Raw genomic sequence first — 14,628 nt, forward strand, 5'->3', positions numbered from 1 at the left:
AATGCGGTCAGCCGGTCAGAAACGCCCACAGTCGCCGGGTGTTTTCGCTCGGCAGGCGGTTTTCCGGCTGCGTCAGGAAATAGCCCTTGCCGGTCTCCAGCGACGGGCCGGGTAGGGCGCTCAATGCGCCATGCCGCAACTCGTCCTTCAGCAGATGCAGACTGCCAAGGGCGATCCCGTCGCCCTGCAACGCCCGCCCCACCGATTGCGCATAGCTGGCACAGCGCAGGCGGGGCCGGTCGGCAAATGTATCGCTGCCGGTCAGGGCATGCCATCGCTCCCATCCGATCCAGTCGGGGCCTCGCAGCGGATAGTCCAGCAAGGGGGCATGCGCGATCTCCGCCCCCGGCGCGGCCATGGGCACCAGCGTTTCGGCAAACAGCATATGCGCCCTGCGCCCCGGAAACCGGCCATCGCCGTACAGCACCGACAAATCATGCGTGGCCGACGACAGGTCGCGCGGGTGGTCGGTGGTGGTCAGGTTGATCGGGCAGGCGGCGTCACCCAGGGCAAAGGCGCGCAGCCTTGGTTGCAGCCAGAACATCGAAACTGCCCCCATGGCGGCCAGTTGCACTGGCGGGTCTTCGGGCGCGCGCACCGCCTCCAGCCCCTGCGCCAGAAATTCCAGCGTCACCGCCACCTTTTCCGACAGCGCCTGCGCCGCCGGGGTCGGCGTCATCTGTCGGGTGCTGCGGTCGAACAGGGACACGCCCAGCCAGTCCTCGAGCTGGCGCACACGCTTGCTGACGGCGGCCTGCGTGACATGCAGCTCATCCGCGGCACGGGTGAAGCTGCCATGACGCATCACACAGTCGAAAAACAACAGCGTATCCAGCGGGGGCAGGGAATTGCGTTTGACTGACATAACAAAAAGTTATGCGATGGAATGAGAATTTCCAAGGTTTTCCTTGCGCCGCGCGTAGCGGATAAATCGCCATAGGGAATGAGAAGGACCAGACATGCCCGAACTCGACTGGCACGCCGAACGCAGCGACCTTGAGGGGCTCGCCCAACTGGATCGCGCCCCCGAAGGCGAAGGCATCGACCTGCGCGCGGTGCGGCTCTACCGGCAGGGCCGTGTGCGGCAGGAAATGGCCGCCCGTGGCATCGGCGCGGTGATCCTCAGCGATCCGGTGAACATCCGCTATGCCACCGGCACCCGCAACATGCAGGTGTTTTCCATGCGCAACGCGCCCTCGCGCTATCTGTTGCTGACCGCCGAGCGTTCCATCCTGTTCGAATTCACCGGCTGCCTGCATCTGGCCGACGGGTTCGAAACCGTGGACGAGGTGCGACCGGCCAGAACCGCCAGTTTCGTGGCCGCCGGTCCGCATATCGCCGCGCGTGAACAGGCCTGGGCCGCCGAAATGGCTGACCTGATTGGCGAACTGGTCGGCAAAGGCGCAACCGTGGGGCTGGAGCGGCTGAACGCCGGCACCGCCCTTGCCCTGCGCGAACAGGGGCAGACCATCGTCGATGCGCAGGAACCCGTGGAGATGGCCCGCGCTATCAAGTCGCACGAGGAAATGAAATGCGTTATCGCCTCGCTGCGGGCGACGGAAACCGGCGTCGGGAAACTGCGCGCCGCGATCCGCCCCGGCCTGACCGAGGCCGAACTGTGGTCGGTTCTGCACCAGTCTCTCATCGCGCAGAACGGTGATTATGTGGAAACCCGTCTGCTGAACGCCGGAGAGCGCACGAACCCGTGGTTTCAGGAAACCTCGGACAACATGATCGGCAAGAACGAACTGATCGCGCTCGATACCGATGTGGTGGGCTGTCACGGCTATTACGCCGATTTCTCGCGCACCTTTCATTCCGGACCCGATGCGCCCACCGATACGCAACGCGAGCTCTACAAGGTGGCCCATGAGCAGGTCCATTACAACATGGGCATCCTGCGCCCCGGCATGTCCTTTCGCGACTACGCGAACGCGGCCTGGGACATCCCCGAGAAATACTATGCCAACCGCTATTACCTGTCCTCGCATGGCTGCGGGATGACCGGGGAATACCCCTATCTCTATCACCACGGGGATTTCCCCGATGCGGGCTATGACGGTGAAATCCTGCCCGGCATGACGCTCTGCGTGGAAAGCTATATCGGCGAGGACGGCGGCAGCGAAGGCGTGAAGCTGGAACAGCAGGTGCTGATCACAGACACCGGGGTCGAATTGTTATCGCAATTCCCGTTCGAGGACGCGCTTTTGCGCTAGGGGCCGCTCAGGCCTCCATCCAGATCGTCACCGGGCCGTCATTCAGCAGTTCCACCTTCATGTCGGCCCCGAACCGGCCGGTTTCAACCGGCACGCCCTGCGCGGCCAGTTGCGCGGCGAAATAGTCATACAGGCGCTTGCCGTCCTCCGGCGGGGCGGCGGTTGAAAATCCGGGCCGGTTGCCCCGGCTTGTGTCGGCGGCCAGCGTGAACTGGCTGACCACAAGGGCGCTGCCGCCGATTTCGCGCACCGAGCGGTTCATCTTGCCCGCCTCATCGGTAAAAATCCGCAGTTTGGCGATCTTGGCGGCCAGGTGATCGGCCTGCGCCTCGGTATCGCCCTGCATCGCACAGACCAGCACCAACAGGCCGGGGCCCGTCTGCCCTGTCATCTGCCCCTCGACGGTTACCGAGGCCCGTGCAACCCGTTGCAGCAATGCGCGCATGATCCCGCTCCGATTTCGTGTCCGGTTCGTCACCCTGTTGGCCGAATTTTCGTGCCGTCGCAAGGCCCGGACTTTGACCAGAATCAAAGCGCACCGCGCCAGCGATGTGCATACTGCCTGCCATTCGTTTCAATGAAAGGAGTTGGCACCATGGTTGAAAAATCCCAATCCGGCTTCTGGCCGTCGGTTTACGAGCCCATGCTGAATTTCGGTCAGCGCGTGGCCGACTGGCTGTCTCCGGCCTCCGATGCATCGGCCAGCGACAATGCGTATCACATCACTCTGGAACTGCCCGGCGTGTCCGAAAGCGATATCGATGTGTCGGTGCATGACGGCGTGGTCACCGTGAAGGGCGAGAAAACCCATGAGCGGGAGGAGAAGGGCGACACATGGTTCTTTTCCGAACGGCAATACGGTGCGTTCAGCCGGACCTTTCGCCTGCCCGCCGATGCGGATGGCGACCGGCTCGAGGCGCATCTCAAGGACGGGGTGCTGAGCCTGTCGGTGCCCAAACGGACAGAAGCCACCGGTGAGGCCAAAAAGGTCGCGATCAAGCGCGGGTGATGCCTTGGGGGCTGTTCCTAGCCGCGCAGGTCGAGGATTTCATCTAGGTCTGCGCGTTCGGTGCGGAAACCGTTAACGGGATGGTCCGTATCGCCGTAGCCGAAGGAGATCGCACACAGAACGGTCCGCGTATCCGGTAACCCGAAATGCGCGCGGACCATCGGGGAATAGGCCGCAATGGCGGCCTGTGCGATCGTGTCCACGCCAAGCGATCTGGCCGCCAGCATGAACGCGGCGATGAAGCCGCCCGTATCCATCGCCCCGTAAGGGCCAAGCGCGGCCTCGCTATGCACGATGGCCACATGCGGCGCATCGAACAGGCGATAGTTCCGCATGGATTGTTCGGCCCGCGCCGGGCGGTCGTCACGCGCGATGCCCACCGCGTCATAGAGTTGATACCCGCAGGTCCGCCGCCGGTCGCCGTAGATACCGGGAAATCCCTGTGGCCAGGGCTGATCGGGCTTCGGATCGCCTTGCGCGGCCCGCTCCAGCAGCGCGGTGCGGAAACGCTCGGTTTCGGCCCCGCGCGTCACGGTGATCTGCCAGGGCTGCGCGTTACACCAGGACGGGACCTGACCCGCTGCGGTGACAATGCGCGTGATCACCTCGTCCGGCACCGGATCGGGGCGAAAGGCGCGGCACGAATGCCGCTCCCGCAGCACCTGCGTCAGCGTCTCATAGGCGTCGCTCATTTACAAAACTCCCTGTTCTTTGGCGACGACATACCCCACCACGGCCCCGACCAAAAGCGCCGCGATGGCGGCAAGGGCGATCTTCCACGCCGACCACGGGCGCTCGCCCTGAACCCGGCCCGTGCGACCGTTGACGACAAAGCGATAGGTCTGCCCGCGGTATTTATAGGCCGCCAGCCAGACAGGCAGCAGGACATGCTTGAAGGTGATGTCACCGATCTCGGTCTGGATGTCATGGATGCGCTGCCGGTCGCCGCCAATATCGAACCGCACGTCGCGGGCGATGACCCGGTCCATGATCTGGCGGGCCTCGGCGAACCCCTCTTCCAGTTCCACCGAATACCCCTCGGCGCGGAACCCGGCCAGGTATTCGGGGTTGTAGGGTTCGAGCGCCGACAAATCCCACGGCTCCAGCGCGTCGGTGAACCTCTTGGGCAGGCTGCGCGAGGCCAGCACCAGCACATCGTCGAAAAACCGTGCCACCCGGCCCGACACCGCGCGCCACCGCACCTTGGCCACGCGCACCCGCTCGCGCTTGCCGTTGCGGGTGACGGTGCGGGTTTCGTAGTAAACCGTGCCGCGTTCACCGCGATAGGCGGAGCGGGTGTCGGCATCGAAGGTCCAGTAGGGCACGTAAATCCCCTGCATGCGCCGCCCCTTGCGCGCATACTCCTTCAACCCGCCGGGCGCGAACCACAGGCGGCCCAGCCAATCGGTCATCGCCTTGCGGGCGGTGTCTTCGTCCAGTGCGAAGGGCAACAGCCCCTTGGGCTTGATATGACGATGCGTGCCGGTATCCGTGACCACCGGCGTAGCGCAGAACGGGCATTCGGCGGCATGAACATCTGCGTCGAACTCGACCTGCGCGCCGCAATTGGGGCAGGTGCTGACGCGGGTTTCCTCGATGTCCTGCGCGGGCAGGTCCTGCGCCAGGGCACTGCGGAAATCCAGCTCGCGGATCGAGCTTTCCCAGGGGCCCGATTGCGCCACGTCCTCGCTGTTGCCGCAATGATCGCACACCAGCCGCCCCGCCGCCGGATCAAAACGGTAATCCGCCCCGCATTGATCGCAGGGAAAGCGGTGTTCTTCGAGGGACGCGGAAGTGTCGGAAAAAGGCATGAACGAAACCTGCCATCGGAAAGGCGCATGAAAAGACGATCAGGCGGGGCGCAGCCCCTGCGCCGGTGTCACGCCTCCGGCGGCGGCGGCGGCAGCACGGTGAACAGTTGCGCCAGTTCCGCCACGTCCTCGGCCCGCAGCCAGCCATCCTGCCCGGCGGTCCAGACATGGCTGTCGCGCGTCAGCTTGCCGTCTCCGGCCATGCGTCCCATGTCGGCCTTGGAATAGGGGCCGTGGGTCTTGCCCTTTTCGGCGATGTGCCAGACATGCTCGACCGGCAGAGGCGGGGGCGGCGGGGCCGCCTGTCCGGTTTGCGGCGCCGCACCCCAGGGGCCTTGCTGGTTGGCCATCTGCTGGGCCATCGCCATGCCCATCCCCATGCCGAGCCCGGCCCCGATGCCCGCCCCGCCCGAGGGGTTCTTGGCAGCGGCGGTCATCGCCTCTGCGGCGGAATACTGGGTGAACTTGCCCAGATCCCCGGCCAGCCCCGCCGAGGTGCGCTTGTCCAGCGCCTCTTCCACCGCAGGCGGAAGCGAGATGTTCTCGATATAGAATTCGGGGATGGTCAACCCGTATTCGGCCACCACCTTGGAAATCTCGGCGGCCACCAGCTTGCCTAGGTCGGCGGTGTTGGCGGCCATGTCCAGCACCGGAATGCCGCTGCCCGCGATGATCCGCGAAAACGCCTGCACGATGATGTTGCGGATTTGATAGCTGATCTCGTCCATGGTGAATTCGCCATCGGTTCCGACGATCTCGGACAGGAACCGCGCCGGATCGGCCACCTTGACCGTATAGGTGCCGAAGGCGCGCAGGCGGGTGGGGCCGAATTCCGGGTCGCGCAGCATGATCGGGTTCTTGGTGCCCCATTTCAGGTTGCTGAACCGCGTCGTGTTGACGAAATAGATTTCCGACTTGAACGGCGACTTGAACCCGTGATCCCAATGGTTCAGCGTCGTCAGGATCGGCATGTTGTTGGTTTCGAGCATGTAAAGGCCGGGCGTGAACACATCGGCCAGTTGCCCCTCGTGCACGAACACCGCCGCTTGCCCCTCGCGCACGGTCAGCTTGGCGCCATACTTGATCTCGTGGCCCTCGCGCTCGAACCGCCAGACCATCGTGTCGCGGGTATCGTCGACCCAATGAATGACGTCGATGAACTCGCCGGTCAGAAAATCGAAAATACCCATCTTTCAGGTCTCCTTTGTCGTCAGATCGACCCGGCTGCACCGGCCAGCATGCGGGCGACGATGGGGCGGGCCTCATCGGGTTGCATGCCGGGGGTCAGCGCCGGGGTATAGAGCAGGCTCAGCAGCTCTTCGTCATGGGTGGTCAGCAGCGCGAACTCGTCGTCGTCGTTGAAGATCGAGGGCCGCGCGCGCGGGCTGTCATTGGCCAGCCCCAGCCCCTGCGCCAGTTCCTCATGCACGCAGGACTGGCGCATCAGGTCGGGATGCTCGGCGCGGATGAAGGCAATCGCGCGGCTGTAGCTGTAATCGTGTTCGGCGTCCGAAAACGCCACCACAAGGCAATGGATCGACCGCGGCAGCGTGCGAAACAGCGCCAGCGAGGACGCATTGATATTCGGCACGATCTGCCGGATGCGCGCGACCGCCTGATCGCGGTCGTCCTCCCCCATGAACAGAACGTGGAAATTCGGATTTTCGCGCCCGGTCGAAATCGGGTGCCCGGTGATGCGCGCCAGCCGTTTGGCATAATCGCGCACCATCCGTTCGTCTTCGGCGCGCTGCGCCTTTGGAACGGTATCGCCGAACTCGACCGACATGCGCACCGGCCGGGTCCATTTGCGCAGCCCGACGGCGGCCCCGCTGGAGCGGCGGAAACCGCCGTTGCGTTCGTATTCGTCATAGAACGCGATCCGCTCGAAATTCCGCATCACGTCGGTGTCGGTATAAGGCGTGTCCGGCCCGCCGCCATCGGTCCGCAGCAAGCCTTGCGCCAGAAGGTCGGCCTGCACAGCCGCGTAATAGCGCGACATGGCCTGGCTGGCCGGTGAGGGGCCGACCGGGGCAGGGGCCGGGGCGGGCACAAGGCCCGGCGGGCGGGCCTGTGGTTTGGTGCCGGGCGGCGTGGTGGTCATCGCGCAGGCCGACAGGGCCAGCACCGCCAGCCCCATGAATGCCCGGACCGTGAATCGTCGCGCGCCCACTGCCTGTTCAGCCTTTCGGAACCGAGGTGCCGGCATTGTCGCCCACACCGTCCTTGCGTGCCTTGGCCGCGGCGAGCGTGTCGCGCAGGTCGGCTTCCATCTTCTTCAGCTCTTCCTCGGCGGCGGCGCGCTTGGCCTTGCCTTCGTCGGCGATGGCCAGGCTTTCCTGGATCGTGCCGATCAGGTCGGCATTGGCCTTCTTGACGGCTTCGATATCGAACACGCCGCGCTCCATTTCCTCGCGGATCATCTTGTTGCTTTCGCGCAGGTTTTCGGCGTTCGAGGTCAGCAATTCGTTGGTCAGGTCGTTGGCGTCGCGCACCGCGGCGGCCGCCTGCGCCGAACGCTGGATCGTCACCGCCTGCGCCAGTTGCGTTTCCCACAGCGGCACGGTGTTCACCAGGGTCGAGTTGATCTTGGTCACAAGGCTCTTGTCGTTCTCCTGCACCAGCCGGATCGACGGCAGCGATTGCATCGTCACCTGCCGGGTCAGCTTCAGGTCGTGCACCCGGCGTTCCAGATCGTCGCGCGCTGCGCGCAGGTCGCGCAACTCCTGCGCCTTCATCACCTGATCGCCTTCGGGCGCGGCCTGCACCTCGGCCTCTTTCGCGGGGATATGGGTGTTGTCCAGCTCTTTCAGCTTTTCCTCGCCCGCCGCGATATAAAGCGCCAGTTCGTCATAGAATTGCAGCGTCTTTTCATACAGCAGGTCCAGCGACTTGATGTCTTTCAGCAGCGTGTGTTCGTGATGCAAAAGATCGTCGGTGATCTTGTCGATCTGCCCCTGCACGGTTTCGAACCGCGCTGTGAACTTGGCAAAGGGCGCGGCGCGGCCCAACAGCTTTTCCCACCATGTCCGCTCGCGGCGCACATCCAGTTCGGACACCGAAAAGCCGCGGATCGTGGTGACGATCCCGCGCAGGCTGTCGCCCGCCGGGCCGACATCCTTGTTGCGCACGCCTTGCAGCATGGATTGCGAGATTTCCTGCAGTTCCGCCTGAGCGGCCGAGCCAAAAGACACGATCGAATTGGTATCCGACATGTCGATCTCGTCCATGCGCTTGCGGATTTCCCCGCCTGCGGCCGCATCGGCCTGTTCGAGCGGCACGATGGCATTCGCCTCGGCAGGTTCGGGCAGGATGGCGCGGCTGACTTCCTCGACTTCGGCCAGCGCGGCCTCGGCTTTCTGGCGGATGGTGTCCGACATGGTATTCCCTCACTCGTTGTTGGTGTCCGGGCGGATGCCCTCGCGTTGCAGGCGGTCGCGCAGAACGCCGATTTCGATATCCAGGTCGCTGCGGTCGTCCAGCAGCAACTTCTCGGTGCGCGCCGCGAAATTCCCCTCGAGGTCGTCCAGAAGCGCGGAATAATCCGCCTTGGCCTGCGGATCGCGGTTGCGCCCGTAGATGTCGGCGAACTTGATCGTCGCGTCGCGCGCCCCCAGCAGGTAAACCGACAGGTACTTGCGCGCCGCCGTCAGGTCGCGCGGGTCTTCCTCGACCGTGCGGAACAGATCGCGCGCCGTGGTCCTGAACCGATCCACCCGCGCCTCGAGCTGGCGGTCTCCTGCGCGCTGAATGGCCTCCGACATGGCCGACAGATGTTTTTCGGCCTCGTCCACGGCCCGCGCCACACGGTCGGTCTGGAACATGTCCACACCGTCCATGCCCTTGTCCGCTAGCGGGTCCAGCCCGAAGGCGAAGGAATGGATGACCGTCCCCAGAACGGCAAAGATCACCGCCTCCAGCAGGCCGAACCCGGCGATCCCTGCCATGAACAGGCCCGCGCCCGCACAGAGCGATCCGACGATCTTGCGCGGCAGGGCCGGGCGGCGCGCCACCTTGCGCGCCTCATAGGCCTCTTGCGCCAGTATCCCCTCGCGGGTCAGCCACGCGGACAGGATCAGTAGGCCAAGCGCCGCCAGATACTGCGCCATGCCGACGGGATCGGTGGTGAACGCCTTCCAGATCAGCGGCAGAGGGGCCAGAAACAGCAGGTTGACCCGGCCCCCGGCACGGGTGCGTTTCGCACCGCGATAACTGCCCGTCGCCGGCTTGCGCGGCCCGTCTTCGGACGGGCCATCGGGGCTGTAGTGTCCGCCATAGCGTTGCGCCATCACACGCCCCCTGCAACGGAAACGTAGAAAATAAGCAAGACCAGCAGGAAAAACGCCAGTTTCTGCAACCCTGTATCGGACATACGTCCCCCGGAACTCCTTTTGTCTCACCAAACTTAGGCCAACCCGCCAGTCCTTGCTAGGGGGAAGATTGTGGCGGGCGGCGCATCGCCATTGCGCTGCCGTCATTTTCACCGCCCGCACGGGCGGCCCCGTCTTACCCACGGATACAGAGGATGCTATGACAGCGTCATGACAACGCGATCTTTCGTCCCCCGCGGCGCAGCCAGTTTCAGCGTGGCCTATGACGGCCCGCCGCGCGACGTCTATTTCCTGTTGTTGCCCAAGCTGACGCTGCTGGCCTTCACCTCGGCGCTCGAACCGCTGCGCGTGGCCAATCAGGTCGCCGGGCGGGAGCTCTACCGCTGGTACGTGATGAGCGAAGAGGGCGGGCCGGTCACCTGCTCCTGCGGGGTGCACATCACCCCCGACAGCGGGCTGACGGACGTGCCCCGCGATGCGCTGGCCTTTGTCTGCGCGGGGATCGAACCGGCCAGCACCGCCAGCCGCCGCGCGACCCAGTGGATTCGCCGTCAGCGGACCTTCGGCTGCCGGGTCGGCGGGATCTGCACGGGGGCGTTTTCACTGGCGCAGGCGGGGCTGCTCGAGGGGCGGCGCTTTACCCTGCATTGGGAAAACCAACCCGCCTTTGTCGAAAAGTTCATGGATCTGGAGCCCACCGGCGCGCTCTATGAAATCGACGGCCCGCTTGTCACCTGCGGCGGCGGCAGCGCCGCGACCGACATGATGCTCGACCTGATCGAGCGCGACCACGGCGCCGACCTCGCCACCATCGTGGCCGACATGTGCCTGCACGTCCGTTCGAATCTTCAGGACCGCAAGCAAAAATCGGCGTTCTCCTTCGCCCTCAGCAGTCGCAACACACATCTGATCGCGGCCATGCACATGATGAACGACAACCTCGACACGCCGCTGCCCATCGACGAACTCTCGCTGCGCGTCGGCATCTCGCGCCGACAGCTCGAGCGGCTCTTTACCACCCATGTCGGCAGCACCCCGGCGCAGTTCTATATCGACCTGCGGATTTCGCGCGCGCACGCCCTGCTGAACGAAACCGATCTCGGCGTCGCCGAAATCGCCGCCGCCACCGGCTTCAACAGCACCTCGCAAATGGCCACGCGGTTTCGCAAACGCTTCGGCAAGTCCCCGCGCAGCTACCGCAAAAAATGGAGCACGGTGCAGGGCTAGGGCGCGCGGGCCCGCTCAGAGCACCGGCCCAAGCATGGCCACCGAATTGTTCCATAACCGCCGTCCGACACTCCAATTCTCCACGTCGGACCGGGTGACTTCGCCCGACGCTGAAATATAGGCCTCCTGGCGTTCGCGAATTTTCGCGCTCAGGGCGCGGCTCTTCAGGAGAATGTTGTTTTCATAGTTGAGATCGAAACTGCGGCGGTCCAGATTTGCCGAACCGATCAGGGCAATTTCACCATCGACCGTCATGGATTTTGCATGAAGCAATCCATTCGGGTACTCGAAAATGCGGACCCCGGCTTTCAGCAGTTCGAGATAATAGCTTCGGCTCGCGGCCGCGACGACCCATGAATCGTTGTGTCTGGGCATCACGAGCGATGTGCGCACATTGCGAAACGCGGCCGAGCAAAGCGCCGAGTGCATGGCTTCCGACGGCACGAAATAGGGGGTGGTGATGATCAGGTCGTCTTTCGCGTTATGCATCAGTGCCTCGAACACTTCGGGCATGGCAGAGTTGCGAATGGTCGGCCCGGTTCCGATCGCCTGGGCAATGACATCCCCATCGGACCTGCGGCGCGCCGGTGCGTCCTGCAGGTCCGTCAGGGGATCATCCACATGCGACAGCCAGTCCTGAAGAAAGAGCTTCTGGTTCTGATCTGAAACCGGCCCCTCGAAGCGGAGCATGAGATCGACCCAGGGGCCGTATTTCGCCTTGGGAAGAAACGCCGGATCGGCGCAATTCTGACTTCCGCAATAGGTGATCCGGCTGTCGATCACCACGATCTTGCGGTGGTTTCTCAGGTCGACCCGGCCCCGGATCGGATGCAGCAGGAGGTTTCCCACAGGCAGCGCCCGCGCCAGCCTGACACCGGCCTCCTGCATGTCTGTCCAATGGCCGGACCGCACCAGCTTCCGCGATCCCAGATCGTCCGCCATGGCGCGCACGACAACGCCGCGCCGCGCCGCCCGTTTCAAAGCCTCGACAACCTTTCGCCCGTTCGTGTCGTCCAGCCAGATGTAGAACAGGAGGTGGACGTTTTCCTGCGCCGCGTCGATGTCGGCGATCATGGAATCTATTGCGCTGTCCGAGTCCGGCATCAGGCGGGCGGCATTGCCGGAAACCGGAAGAAAGCCACTGATCGACTGCCCCAGCCGAAAGAGTTGCTCGTGATCGGCCCCGAGGCCCTCCAGGGCTTCCCGGTTCTCGTGCCCGGTCTCTGTGGCAGGGCCGACAAGCGCGATCGCCGTCTTGTAACGCGCGACACGGCGTCGACCGATATTCGTTTCCCCGAACAGCACATAAGCTGACATTCCGACGGCCGGGATCGCGAGAATGACCAGAACCCAAGCGATACGGGACGAGGGCTCCCGATGCGGCCGCAGCAGAGCGCGAACGATAAACCCCGCCTGAAGCGCGACGTGCAGCGCGACAAGGGAGATGGCGATGACCGACGAACTCATTTCAAACGACACCCATTTGTCGGGCCATTCTCAGGTGGTGTCGCAAGATTGCAAAGAAGTTTTTGCTCCTGGCGGGGCTCAGCCGACATCCATGCCCGGCATCAGCTATGTACTGCATAGCAGATCGCGATGCTCCGTGAGGCGAATGACCAGATTGAGCCCAAACTTACATTCGAATTGGGAACGGGCGTTCAGGAAGTAAACCGATGAGCAGATCATGAAATTCGGGCCCCGCGGGCAGGTTGCGGTTTGGTGCCGAAGCCCCTTGCAGCGCCAGTGAACCAGCAATTCCCGTATTGGCACATTGAAAGCAAATCAAGGCCCACCAGTCCAGTTTCCCATCCCTCACCGTCGCGATACCGTGGTTAGGTGCATAGCACATCCAGTCCATCTCTCCGTCGGGTTCGTTCCATGCGCCAAGGAGGGCAAAGCATTCCTTTCGCTCAAGAAAACGCCCTGAAAACCTACTCGGCGCATCTCGTTTTCCAGCCGTTATGTGTTTACCGAAGTTCAAACCTGCATCGGCTTCGCGCGCAATCAACTTCTGCAACCTCTCGGCAACCACTTGGTCCCCTTCCAACGATAGAAAATGGAAGATAAACAACGCATCCCACGGTTCGTCAGCTCGTCCTACAATTTCCATTGGGAACTCCAATTGCGTTCGTTGCCTACTTTAGGTTCTTTGGCTTTTCGAGGCACATAACGCATTCAGCGAATGGCAGCAAAGTCCGCATTCCACCTATCGGCACCATGTCCGGCTGTTGTCTGGATTGAAACCGGAGAGGTCTTCCCGGTCGCGCGATACAGCGGCCGAAGGCCGCCGCGCATCGCCAGACCGCCCATACGGGCTGGCGATTGGGTGAGGACGGCGCCCCGTTCAGGCCTCTTTCGGATTGGGCTGGCATAAACTGCAAAGAATGACCGTTTGATCGCCATCCCGCGGTCTGGCAATGCGCGGCACAGGCAACGGCAGTTTTGTCCCGCATTCCACCCACTTTCCCGGCGGGCACGACGGTTAGGCTTTCACCCTGCACTGCCCCACCAAAACGCTTCAACCATCGAACTTTTGCCCGCAAAACCGGCCCAACGGTGTTTTGTACAAATCAATGGGGTATTTCGTACGTTTTGTACGATTCGCCGGGGCCTGAATGCCGGTCGGAACGCAGCGCGAAACGGTGCGCGGTCGGGTAAGATATCGTTCAGGGGCCGGGGGTGCGTCAGCGCTTGCGCCGGGTCCGTTGTGGCCTTGGTTTGCCCGGTTTCGCCACCTCTGTTTCGTCCTTCAGTCCCAACTGGTCGCGCAGGATGCGGGGGCGGATTTCCTCGACCGCGCCGGTCTTGAGATTGCCCAGCTGGAACGGCCCGTAGGAGATACGGATCAGGCGGTTCACGCTCAGCCCCACGGCCTCCATCGCGCGACGGACTTCGCGGTTGCGCCCTTCTCGGATGCCCACCGTGGCCCAGGCGTTGGCGCCTTGCTGGCGGTCCAGCGTGACGCTCATCGGCTGGAACTTTTCTCCGTCTATTTCAATGCCTTGGCGCAGGGGCTCAAACGTGGCGTCGGTCGGGCGGCCTTTGATGCGCACCCGGTATTTGCGCAACCATCCGGTCGAGGGCAGCTCCAGCTTGCGTTTGAGCTCGCCATCGTTGGTGAGCAGCAGAAGCCCCTCCGAGTTGAGGTCCAGCCGCCCCACGCTCATCACGCGCGGCAGGTCGTCGGGCAAGTCGTCGAAAATGGTCTGGCGGCCCTGTTCGTCGCGCGTGGTGGTCACAAGGCCCGCAGGCTTGTGATAGAGCCACAGGCGCGGCGGTTCCGGGGCCTTCAGGTCGCGCCCGTCCACGGTGATCCGGTCCTTGTCGGTCACGTTCAGCGCGGCACGGTCGATTACCTTCCCGTTAACCGCCACACGACCGGCCTCGATCATCCGCTCCGCCCCCCGCCGACTAGCCACCCCAGCCCGCGCAATTACCTTGGCAATTCGGTCGCCTTTATGTTGCGATGTGTTCATAAGAACACCGCTTAGCGCAAAGCCCGCCCTTGCGAAAGCGGGGATCGCACGGCAATAGGGCAGGATGACGTTCAAAAGCCATATGCAAATCGCGCTCGACGAGGCGCGCAAGGCTGCTGCGCGGGGCGAGGTGCCGGTCGGGGCGGTGATCGTCGATCCGCATGGGCAAGTCGTGGCGCAGGCGGGGAATCGTACACGTGAGTTGCACGATCCCACCGCGCATGCCGAGATTCTGGTGATCCGTGCGGCATGCGAAGCGGCTCAAAGTGAACGCCTGCCGGGGTATTCCCTGTATGTCACACTGGAGCCGTGCGCGATGTGTGCCACGGCCATGTCCGCAGCCCGTATTGCAAGAGTCTATTATGGCGCGTCGGACCCGAAATCGGGTGGCGTGGCTCATGGGGCGCGCGTATTCAGCCATTCGCAATGCCACCATGTTCCCGAAGTATATGATGGCATTGCGGGCGAGGCAGCCCAACAACTTCTCAGATACTTCTTTCAGGACCGTCGCGATATCTGATCGAGCGGTCCGGTTGCTTCAGGCAGAAATATCCGGGTGTC

At 63.5% G+C, this 14,628-nt stretch carries 15 protein-coding genes; 4 read left to right on the forward strand and 11 right to left on the reverse strand.

The annotated features are described in order from the left end of the window. Positions 1-7 precede the first annotated feature (7 nt). Positions 8-865 (reverse strand): LysR family transcriptional regulator, encoded by an 858-nt coding sequence (locus KPG71_RS14255; protein ID WP_216338672.1) that lies wholly within the window; start codon positions 863-865, stop codon positions 8-10. A gap of 94 nt (positions 866-959) precedes the next feature. On the opposite strand from KPG71_RS14255, the gene KPG71_RS14260 reads away from it, so the two are divergent. Further along, the gene (locus tag KPG71_RS14260) at positions 960-2,216 is read left to right on the forward strand and encodes a Xaa-Pro peptidase family protein (protein WP_216338673.1); all 1,257 of its coding nucleotides are present in this window, start codon (positions 960-962) and stop codon (positions 2,214-2,216) included. 7 nt (positions 2,217-2,223) lie between these two features. Here KPG71_RS14260 and dtd read toward each other — a convergent pair whose 3' ends face one another. Continuing rightward, positions 2,224-2,661 carry a D-aminoacyl-tRNA deacylase gene (gene dtd, locus KPG71_RS14265; RefSeq protein ID WP_216338674.1) on the reverse strand — a complete coding sequence of 146 codons (438 nt, stop codon included), beginning with the start codon at positions 2,659-2,661 and terminating at the stop codon, positions 2,224-2,226. A gap of 150 nt (positions 2,662-2,811) precedes the next feature. Here dtd and KPG71_RS14270 point away from each other — a divergent pair, with 150 nt between their 5' ends. Continuing rightward, on the forward strand, positions 2,812-3,225 hold the full coding sequence (locus KPG71_RS14270; protein WP_216338675.1) for an Hsp20/alpha crystallin family protein: 414 nt from the start codon (positions 2,812-2,814) through the stop codon (positions 3,223-3,225). Between the two features lie 17 nt (positions 3,226-3,242). Here the strand turns inward: KPG71_RS14270 and KPG71_RS14275 are convergent, their stop codons facing one another. The 6 genes from KPG71_RS14275 to KPG71_RS14300 all read right to left on the reverse strand — a co-directional run bounded on the left by KPG71_RS14275 (position 3,243) and on the right by KPG71_RS14300 (position 9,322). Continuing rightward, entirely contained in the window at positions 3,243-3,917 is a 675-nt protein-coding gene (locus tag KPG71_RS14275) for a nitroreductase (protein ID WP_216338676.1), read from the reverse strand. Continuing rightward, entirely contained in the window at positions 3,918-5,036 is a 1,119-nt protein-coding gene (locus KPG71_RS14280; protein WP_216338677.1) for a TFIIB-type zinc finger domain-containing protein, read from the reverse strand. A 68-nt stretch (positions 5,037-5,104) separates the two neighbouring features. After that, a complete protein-coding gene (locus tag KPG71_RS14285) occupies positions 5,105-6,226 on the reverse strand; it encodes an SPFH domain-containing protein (RefSeq protein ID WP_216338678.1) in 1,122 nt (373 codons plus the stop codon). Positions 6,227-6,246: 20 nt separating this feature from the next. Then, complete coding sequence (locus tag KPG71_RS14290; RefSeq protein ID WP_216338820.1) at positions 6,247-7,173, reverse strand: DUF2927 domain-containing protein; 927 nt, start codon at positions 7,171-7,173, stop codon at positions 6,247-6,249. Positions 7,174-7,213: 40 nt separating this feature from the next. Further along, a complete protein-coding gene (locus tag KPG71_RS14295; protein ID WP_216338679.1) occupies positions 7,214-8,413 on the reverse strand; it encodes a toxic anion resistance protein in 1,200 nt (399 codons plus the stop codon). Between the two features lie 9 nt (positions 8,414-8,422). Beyond that, on the reverse strand, positions 8,423-9,322 hold the full coding sequence (locus tag KPG71_RS14300; protein ID WP_216338680.1) for a 5-bromo-4-chloroindolyl phosphate hydrolysis family protein: 900 nt from the start codon (positions 9,320-9,322) through the stop codon (positions 8,423-8,425). 252 nt (positions 9,323-9,574) lie between these two features. On the opposite strand from KPG71_RS14300, the gene KPG71_RS14305 reads away from it, so the two are divergent. After that, the gene (locus KPG71_RS14305; protein ID WP_216338681.1) at positions 9,575-10,591 is read left to right on the forward strand and encodes a GlxA family transcriptional regulator; all 1,017 of its coding nucleotides are present in this window, start codon (positions 9,575-9,577) and stop codon (positions 10,589-10,591) included. Positions 10,592-10,606: 15 nt separating this feature from the next. Here KPG71_RS14305 and cls read toward each other — a convergent pair whose 3' ends face one another. The 3 genes from cls to KPG71_RS14320 form a co-directional block, all read right to left on the reverse strand. Next, a complete protein-coding gene (gene cls, locus KPG71_RS14310) occupies positions 10,607-12,058 on the reverse strand; it encodes a cardiolipin synthase (protein ID WP_216338682.1) in 1,452 nt (483 codons plus the stop codon). Positions 12,059-12,224: 166 nt separating this feature from the next. Next, complete coding sequence (locus KPG71_RS14315; protein WP_216338683.1) at positions 12,225-12,701, reverse strand: hypothetical protein; 477 nt, start codon at positions 12,699-12,701, stop codon at positions 12,225-12,227. Positions 12,702-13,275: 574 nt separating this feature from the next. Then, positions 13,276-14,067 (reverse strand): pseudouridine synthase, encoded by a 792-nt coding sequence (locus KPG71_RS14320; RefSeq protein WP_216338684.1) that lies wholly within the window; start codon positions 14,065-14,067, stop codon positions 13,276-13,278. A 64-nt stretch (positions 14,068-14,131) separates the two neighbouring features. Here KPG71_RS14320 and KPG71_RS14325 point away from each other — a divergent pair, with 64 nt between their 5' ends. After that, positions 14,132-14,587, forward strand: coding sequence for a nucleoside deaminase (locus KPG71_RS14325; RefSeq protein WP_216338685.1), 456 nt, complete (start codon positions 14,132-14,134; stop codon positions 14,585-14,587). The last annotated feature ends 41 nt before the right edge of the window (positions 14,588-14,628 follow it).

The organism is Roseovarius sp. PS-C2 (assembly GCF_018862045.1).
GTDB lineage: Bacteria > Pseudomonadota > Alphaproteobacteria > Rhodobacterales > Rhodobacteraceae > Roseovarius.

Coding starts and splice junctions, on each gene's coding strand:
- cls (WP_216338682.1), bottom strand. CDS start 12,058: ATGAGTTCGTCGGTCATCGCCATCTCCCTTGTCGCGCTGCACGTCGCG.
- KPG71_RS14300 (WP_216338680.1), bottom strand. CDS start 9,322: ATGGCGCAACGCTATGGCGGACACTACAGCCCCGATGGCCCGTCCGAA.
- KPG71_RS14320 (WP_216338684.1), bottom strand. CDS start 14,067: ATGAACACATCGCAACATAAAGGCGACCGAATTGCCAAGGTAATTGCG.
- KPG71_RS14260 (WP_216338673.1), top strand. CDS start 960: ATGCCCGAACTCGACTGGCACGCCGAACGCAGCGACCTTGAGGGGCTC.
- KPG71_RS14280 (WP_216338677.1), bottom strand. CDS start 5,036: ATGCCTTTTTCCGACACTTCCGCGTCCCTCGAAGAACACCGCTTTCCC.
- KPG71_RS14275 (WP_216338676.1), bottom strand. CDS start 3,917: ATGAGCGACGCCTATGAGACGCTGACGCAGGTGCTGCGGGAGCGGCAT.
- KPG71_RS14255 (WP_216338672.1), bottom strand. CDS start 865: ATGTCAGTCAAACGCAATTCCCTGCCCCCGCTGGATACGCTGTTGTTT.
- KPG71_RS14325 (WP_216338685.1), top strand. CDS start 14,132: ATGACGTTCAAAAGCCATATGCAAATCGCGCTCGACGAGGCGCGCAAG.
- KPG71_RS14270 (WP_216338675.1), top strand. CDS start 2,812: ATGGTTGAAAAATCCCAATCCGGCTTCTGGCCGTCGGTTTACGAGCCC.
- KPG71_RS14295 (WP_216338679.1), bottom strand. CDS start 8,413: ATGTCGGACACCATCCGCCAGAAAGCCGAGGCCGCGCTGGCCGAAGTC.
- KPG71_RS14290 (WP_216338820.1), bottom strand. CDS start 7,173: ATGGGGCTGGCGGTGCTGGCCCTGTCGGCCTGCGCGATGACCACCACG.
- KPG71_RS14285 (WP_216338678.1), bottom strand. CDS start 6,226: ATGGGTATTTTCGATTTTCTGACCGGCGAGTTCATCGACGTCATTCAT.
- KPG71_RS14315 (WP_216338683.1), bottom strand. CDS start 12,701: ATGGAAATTGTAGGACGAGCTGACGAACCGTGGGATGCGTTGTTTATC.
- KPG71_RS14305 (WP_216338681.1), top strand. CDS start 9,575: ATGACAACGCGATCTTTCGTCCCCCGCGGCGCAGCCAGTTTCAGCGTG.
- dtd (WP_216338674.1), bottom strand. CDS start 2,661: ATGCGCGCATTGCTGCAACGGGTTGCACGGGCCTCGGTAACCGTCGAG.